The sequence below is a fragment of the Lacinutrix gracilariae genome, from assembly GCF_042684485.1.
GTDB classification, from domain to species: domain Bacteria; phylum Bacteroidota; class Bacteroidia; order Flavobacteriales; family Flavobacteriaceae; genus Oceanihabitans; species Oceanihabitans gracilariae.
In genome coordinates this window covers 39572-47185 of the sequence record NZ_JBHULM010000045.1, presented here as the reverse complement: position 1 = coordinate 47185, position 7614 = coordinate 39572, and the positions used below count along the sequence as shown (strand labels likewise).

Here is a 7614-nt window from a genome sequence, read left to right as displayed (position 1 = left end):
GGGGCTCACCTCTTACCATTCCGAACAGAGAAGTTAAGCCCATTTGCGCCGATGGTACTACATTGTGGAAGAGTAGGTCGTCGCCTTTTTTAAACCCTTCATTATTTATTTAATGAAGGGTTTTTTTTTGCTTTTTATGTAAGGTGATTTTCTAAATAAGACTAATGAAAAATAATTTTTATATTAATATTATTTACCTATTTTAGATTACATGAACTTAATTATTAAATCTTCCTTAAATACCCTTAGTAAATCACAAATAGTTTTATCTAATCTTACAGATAAACAATTAGCAGATGTTTCTGTTTCTCCTTATTATTCTAGTATTGGCTCGCATATTAGACATATTTTAGATTTTTATGATTGTATTTTTAATCATATAGGAAATCATGTAGATTTAACAACACGAAAAAGAAATTTAGATGTAGAAAATTGTTGTGATACCGCAATTTGTTATTTAAATACTATTGTAGAGCAGGTAAGTAATTTAAGCAATGCAGATATTGCTAAAGAAGTTATGGTTACAGATGATTTGGGGCTTGGTAGAATTGAAATTAATTATACATTTTCATCTTTATTAGCACAAGCAAATAGTCATACTATTCATCATTATGCTATTATTAACTATATTTTGGATCGATTACATATAACTATTCCTGATGAAGATTTTGGTTATAATGCTAGTACGCCAAAATAAGTTTTAATAGATGTATGTTTATTTTTTATTAAACATACTATCCATAATTTTATTGATACCTTTAAAAGCAAAATAGATAGCACAAACACAACTGGCAATTCCTGCTATTAATAAAGGGTAATACAAAGGTTTTTCTGGATTACTAAAAGCGATATATAATAATATAGGACCTAAAAACATAAGCGCTAATGTTATTAGCATTAATTTTAGTCCTTGAGCTAATAAATTTTTATCGGTATGATTAGTTTCCATGATTATAATTTTGAATTGCAGCTCTGACGCTTTTATGTGTATGTAATAAATTTTCTGCTACTTCTTTTGAAATATCCAGTTCTTGCATGATCATTCTAATACCTCTGTTGACTAGTTTATGATTGCTTAGTTGCATGTCTACCATTTTATTTCCTTTAATATGACCTAGTTGAATCATAGTAGTAGTGGTTAGCATATTTAATACTAGTTTTTGTGCTGTTCCAGCTTTCATTCTAGAACTACCTGTTACAAATTCTGGACCAACAACCACTTCAATTGGAAATTGTGCTGTTTGTGATAGCGGACTATTTTTATTACAAGTAATGCATCCTGTTATAATATTATTTTTGTTACATTCTTCAAGGGTAGCAATAACATATGGAGTTGTTCCTGAAGCAGCAATACCTATTACAATATCTTTATCATTTATAGAATAGTTTTGTAAATCTTTCCATCCTAAATTTTTTGAATCTTCTGCAAATTCAACGGCTTTTCTAATAGCAGTATCTCCACCAGCTATAATACCTATTACTAAATCATGAGGTACACCAAAAGTAGGAGGACACTCACTAGCATCTAGTATTCCTAATCGTCCGCTAGTACCAGCTCCTAAATAAAATAATCTTCCTCCTGATTGAAGTTTTAAGACTATTTTTGTTACTAATTTTTCTATTTGTGGTAACGCTTTTTCTACAGCTAGAGGAACTGTTTTATCTTCGTTATTTATATTTTTAAGTAGTTCATTAATACTCATCTTTTCTAGATGATTATAATTGGAATCTTGTTCTGTTGTTTTTATAAATGTCATTTTGTAAAAATACGATTTTTGTTTTGCGTTAGTGATGGAAACGGCATCCTTTTGCCTTAGCAAAAGATATAGTGTACAGCACGACCATACAAAACCCAAAAGTTTTGTATGGTAACGCCCAAATACTATTACTCAACAGTATAATTAAATTCTGAAACTTCGGAGAGTCTAAAATAGCCAAAAGGATAATTTTCAGGATTGGTTTGATTGATGCAATTACCACGAACGGTTGCTGGTTGGGTTTCAAAAGGACCACCATCATTTTCACTGCTTTGTTGTAATAGTACAAATATAAACTCATAGAAGCGTTCTGAAACACCATAGTTTCTTATAATGACGCTTTCTCCTTCATCTAAATCTTCTTCAACATAGAAGCCAAATACTTCATTTCCGTTTACAAATTCGTCTTTAAAAGTATCTAAGGTTGGTGTAACATTTAAGCTAGGTATAAACTCGAAAAAATAATAATTTTCTTCATCTGGAGGATCTGTAAAGTATGCTTTTATTTCTGTTTCTTCTCCTGAAAATCCACCTTCAAGATTTTGTTCTACATATTCAATTTCGGCAACAGATTTTAATGTTTCGGTTGCTGTATAGACTTCGCCCTTATAGTTAATAGTTAAAAGGTAAGCACCATTTATTTCTGGAATAAAGTTGTTGTTTTGGTATATTCCGGAATCACCATCTTCAATAAATTCAAAAGTATTGTTGTTTGTATCTGTAATAATTACTTGCGCATTATTTGCAGGTGGCACTTCATTATCATAAAAAGGAGCAGATAAACTTAATTTAATAGATTGTTCATTTCCTGGCGTATTTTTAAACCAATTTATAGATGCATCAATTACTAATTTTGGTTCTGAAGTTGGTAAATCTATATCTACTACATCTTCACACGAAGTTAAAAAAGTGAAGCTAATAATCATGAGGTATAAGCATTTGCTTTTTATGTTATGTGCAGTATAAAAATACTTTTGCATAAATAGAAGTAGCATGGTTTTATTAGAAGCTATTTTTTTCATGATTTAAAATTTAAAATTATAAGAAACAGCAGGAACGATTCCGAAAATAGAAAGTCTAACTGCTTCATTGTCTCCTGTATTTCTATTTTCACTAAAGCTAATAGAAGCTGCATTACGTCTGTTATATATATTATACACGCCAAAAACCCAGTAGCTTTGCCATCCTTTTTGCTTTTCTGGTTTGGGTGTATAGTTTGCAGAAAGATCTAAGCGATGGTAAGTTGGTAGTCTAAATTCATTTCTGTTTGCATAGCTTGGTATGGTTATTCCGTTATATTCATATTGTCCGTTAGGATAGGTAACAGGTTGTCCTGATTGTAATAAAAAATTGGTGTTTAATGTCCATTTTTTATTTAAATTATAGCTTGCTGTTAATGACACATCATGTGTTTTATCATAAGGCGTATTGTACCAATTACCATTATTTATTCCTGTTTCTGCAGCTGTTCTTCCTGGAGTTTGTTGTTCCGATTTTGATAAGGTATAGGCTAACCATCCTTTAAAACGTCCTTCGTTTTTTCTAAACAATATTTCTAAACCATAAGCTCTTGATTTTCCGTTTAAAATAATTTGTTCAATAGCATCATTTGCAATAAGGTCTGCACCATCAATATAATCTATTCTGTTTTTTACTTTTTTGTAAAAAGATTCTACTTCTAAAGAATAGGTTTGGTTGTTGAAATTTTTGAAATAGCCTATAGCAACCTGATCTAATATTTGTGGTTTAGTGTATTTACCGCTTGGTGTCCATACATCTAATGGAGTAGGAGAACTTGTGTTAGATAATAAATGTAAATATTGACTTAGTCTGTTATAACTGGCTTTAATAGAAGCATGTTCATTTAGTTGATAGGCAAGTGCAAGTCTAGGTTCTAAATTACCGAAAGATTGTATAACCTCATTTCTGCTATAGGTTTCTGTACCAATAGGATCTGCTTTTTCATAAATTTGTAGTTCTTCATTAAAAAGAATAGGGTTGTCATTTTCATATACATTTAATTCTTTTTGTCCTAAACGTAAAAAGGAGCTGTAGCGCAAACCATAAGAAGCAGTGAATTTATCTGACAATTTATGTTCTGCATCTATATATATGGCATTTTCAAAAGCATATTTATCTATTAGTTTTCTAGAATTAATAGCAGAGCTATCACTAGAAGGTTCTATTTTACCAGGATTGAATGTATGATAAATACTATTTAGGCCATATTGTAATTTAATTTTATCATTTAAATAATGTTTAAAATCATATTTAAAGTTGAAATTTCTAATTCCGGAATCCCAATTAAATTCAATAAAATTTAAGTTTAAGCCATAGTAATAATCTGAATAAATTAAGGATAGGTTTGAAAATAGTTTGTCTGAAAAAAGGTGGTTCCATCTAAAGTTTAAGACTGAATTTCCGTAGGTGTTTTTAAAACTATCATTAATACTAAAAACGTCTCTACCAAAGTATCCAGAGAGATATACGTTATTATTTTTGTTGACTTTATAGCTTATTTTTGTATTTAAATCATAAAAATAGGCTTTGTTATCTATATCAAATAGAGGAAGAAAAAGATGTGCATAAGAAGATCTTCCTCCAAAAAGGAAAGATGCTTTTTCTTTTTGTAAAGGTCCTTCAATTAGCAGTCTACTAGAAACAATACCAACACCTCCATTAACATGAAAGTCATTACTATTTCCTTCTTTTTGATAAATATCTAAAACCGAAGAAACGCGACCTCCATAACGCGCAGGAATTCCACCTTTATATAATTTTAAATCTTTTATGGCATCAGGATTAAAAACCGAAAAGAAACCAAACAAATGGGAAGAATTATAAATGGTAGCCTCATCTAATAAAATTAGGTTTTGGTCTGCAGCGCCACCACGAACATTAAAACCAGAAGCACCTTCACCAGCAGTTGTTACTCCTGGAAGTAAGGTTATTGCTTTAATAACATCAGGTTCACCAAGTACTACAGGTATTTGTTTTATAGTACTAGCAGAGAGTGCGTTTACACTCATTTGAGGTTTTTTAATATTTAATTTTTCTACGTTTTCTGTAATGATTACTTCGTCTAAAGTTTCTGTAGCTTCAACAAGGCTATAGTTTTTTGTAATGTTTTTTGTAAGATTAATAGTTTCTACAACCTCTGCAAAACCAATGTAACTAATAATTACTTTGTATTCTCCTTTTGGTAATGTAATAGAGTAGAAGCCATATTCATTAGTAGTAGTTCCTGTTTGTAGTTCTGGAATTATAATGTTTACACTAATTAGCGATTCATTACTTGTAGCTTCTTGAATGGTACCACTAAAGGTAAATTTTTCTTGTGCAGATAAAAATGTAATAGTAAAGTAAAATAAAAAGAAAACTGCTATTTTTTTAAGGAACATATACTAACATTTTTTTAAGTCATGTGATATAAAAATATAAAAAAAGCCCCTAGAAAGGGGCTTTTTTGTAGTATTATTTTTAAAATTATTTAATGGTATTTAAAATAGCATTAAAAGTATTACTTGGTCTCATGGCGTTACTTGTTAACGTTTCATTAGGCTCATAATAACCTTCTATATTAACAGGGCTACCTTGTACATCATTTAATTCTTTAACTATTTCTTCTTCTTTTTCTTTTAAAGATTTAGCTACAGAAGTAAAGGTTTCTTTTAAATCAGCATCTTTTGTTTGGTTTGCTAAAGCTTCTGCCCAATACATTGCTAAATAAAAGTGGCTTCCTCTGTTATCTAATTCTCCAGTTTTACGAGAAGGACCTTTTTTGTTTTCTAATAATTTTTCTGTTGCTTCATCAAGTGTTTCGCTTAAAACTTTTGCTCTATCGTTATTATTAGACTCTCCTAAATGTTCTAAAGAAACAGCAAGTGCTAAAAATTCACCTAAAGAATCCCAACGTAAATGGTTTTCTTCAATAAATTGTTGCACGTGTTTAGGAGCAGAACCACCAGCACCAGTTTCAAATAAACCTCCACCATTCATTAAAGGAACAATAGAAAGCATTTTTGCAGAAGTACCTAATTCTAAAATTGGGAATAAATCTGTTAAGTAATCACGTAATACATTTCCTGAAACAGAAATAGTATCTTTTCCTTCTTTAACTCTTTCTAAAGTGAAATTAGTAGCGTCATAAGGAGAAAGAATTCTAATATCTAAACCAGTAGTATCATGATCTTTTAAATAAGTATTTACTTTTTTAATAAGTTGTGCATCATGTGCTCTGTTTTCATCTAACCAAAAAACAGCAGGAGTTTTTGAAGCTCTAGCTCTTGTTACTGCTAGTTTAACCCAGTCTTGGATAGGAGCATCTTTAACTTGGCACATTCTCCAAATATCTCCAGCTTCAACAGTATGTTCCATTAAGGTATTTCCTTCTGCGTCTAAAACTTTAACAACTCCATTATCTGCAATTTCAAAAGTTTTATCATGAGAACCATACTCTTCTGCTTTTTGTGCCATTAATCCAACGTTAGGAACAGTACCCATTGTTGTTGGGTCAAAAGCACCATGTTTTTTACAAAACTCTATAGTAGCATCATAAATTCCAGCATAACTACTATCTGGAATTACGGCTTTAGTATCTTGTAATTTACCTTCGGCATTCCACATTTGTCCAGAAGTTCTAATCATTGCAGGCATAGAAGCATCAATAATGACATCACTTGGTACGTGAAGATTGGTAATTCCTTTATCACTATTTACCATAGCAATGTCTGGTCCATTAGCTAGAGCAGTTTCAATATCTGCTTCAATTTCTTTACGTTTAGCTTCTGGTAATTCTTGTAGTTTGCTAACAAGGTTTCCAAAACCATTGTTTACATCTACACCAATTTCTTCAAAAGTATCTGCATGTTTAGCAAATACATCTGCAAAATACACACGAACAGCATGACCAAAAATAATAGGGTCACTAACTTTCATCATGGTAGCTTTCATATGTAATGAAAATAGCACACCTTGTTTTTTAGCATCTGCAATTTGTTCTTCTAAAAAGCTTAATAATGCTTTTTTACTCATTACAGTAGCGTCAATAATTTCGCCTTGTAATAAGTTTAAATTTTCTTTTAAAAAGTATGTTTTTCCGTTATCACCAACCAATTGAATGTTGATAGGACCAGCAGCAGGCATTACTACAGATTTTTCATTATGTTCAAAATCTCCTTGTGCCATGGTAGCAACATGAGATTTAGAATCTTTGCTCCATGCACCCATAGAATGCGGATTCTTTTTTGCGTAGTTTTTTACGGCTTTAGGAGCACGACGATCTGAGTTTCCTTCACGTAATACTGGGTTTACAGCACTACCTTTTACTTTGTCATAACGTGATTTAATATCTTTTTCTTCTGCAGTTTCAGGTTCAGCAGGATAATTAGGTAAGGCATATCCTTTTGCTTGTAACTCTTTAATTGCAGCGTTTAATTGTGGTACAGAAGCACTAATATTTGGAAGTTTAATAATATTAGCCTCTGGTTTTTTTACTAATTCTCCTAATTCTGCTAATGTATTATTAACACGTTGGTTTTCTGGTAATATATCTGAAAAAACAGCTAGTATCCTGGCTGCTAACGAAATATCCCTTGTTTCCACTTTTACTCCAGCGGAGTTTGTAAAGGCTTGAACTATTGGTAAAAAAGAATGTGTAGCTAAAGCAGGCGCTTCGTCTGTTTTAGTGTAAATTATTGTAGAAATTTTTGTCATGTTTAATTTGTTTGCTGAATTAAAATAGCTTAAAATTTAAGCTGTGCAAATATACAAAAAAGCAGTTGTTAATGGTAACAATCGTGTTTTGATACAAAATAAATGCGAAGAGTTTAAAAATTTATTTAAATTTTTGACAAAT

6 protein-coding genes and 1 rRNA gene are annotated in these 7614 nt (G+C 30.9%); 2 read left to right on the top strand and 5 right to left on the bottom strand.

The window, feature by feature from the left end:
• Both rrf and ACFSSB_RS15995 read left to right on the top strand, forming a co-directional pair.
• Window positions 1-89: ribosomal RNA gene (gene rrf, locus ACFSSB_RS16000) — 5S ribosomal RNA — on the top strand; the annotation flags it as partial.
• Window positions 90-211: 122 nt separating this feature from the next.
• Window positions 212-697, top strand: coding sequence for a hypothetical protein (locus tag ACFSSB_RS15995; RefSeq protein WP_379906138.1), 486 nt, complete (start codon window positions 212-214; stop codon window positions 695-697).
• An 18-nt stretch (window positions 698-715) separates the two neighbouring features.
• Here ACFSSB_RS15995 and ACFSSB_RS15990 read toward each other — a convergent pair whose 3' ends face one another.
• The 5 genes from ACFSSB_RS15990 to ACFSSB_RS15970 all read right to left on the bottom strand — a co-directional run bounded on the left by ACFSSB_RS15990 (window position 716) and on the right by ACFSSB_RS15970 (window position 7472).
• Window positions 716-949, bottom strand: a complete 234-nt coding sequence (locus tag ACFSSB_RS15990) for a DUF6095 family protein (protein ID WP_379906136.1) — start codon at window positions 947-949, stop codon at window positions 716-718.
• Window positions 939-1757: an N-acetylmuramic acid 6-phosphate etherase gene (murQ, locus tag ACFSSB_RS15985; RefSeq protein ID WP_379906134.1), complete on the bottom strand. Its 819-nt coding sequence runs from the start codon at window positions 1755-1757 to the stop codon at window positions 939-941. Before murQ ends, ACFSSB_RS15990 begins: the two co-directional genes overlap by 11 nt.
• A gap of 128 nt (window positions 1758-1885) precedes the next feature.
• Entirely contained in the window at window positions 1886-2779 is an 894-nt protein-coding gene (locus ACFSSB_RS15980) for a DUF4249 domain-containing protein (RefSeq protein ID WP_379906132.1), read from the bottom strand.
• A 3-nt stretch (window positions 2780-2782) separates the two neighbouring features.
• Window positions 2783-5158, bottom strand: a complete 2376-nt coding sequence (locus ACFSSB_RS15975; protein ID WP_379906130.1) for a TonB-dependent receptor — start codon at window positions 5156-5158, stop codon at window positions 2783-2785.
• Between the two features lie 85 nt (window positions 5159-5243).
• Window positions 5244-7472: an NADP-dependent isocitrate dehydrogenase gene (locus ACFSSB_RS15970; RefSeq protein ID WP_379906127.1), complete on the bottom strand. Its 2229-nt coding sequence runs from the start codon at window positions 7470-7472 to the stop codon at window positions 5244-5246.
• Window positions 7473-7614 lie beyond the last annotated feature (142 nt).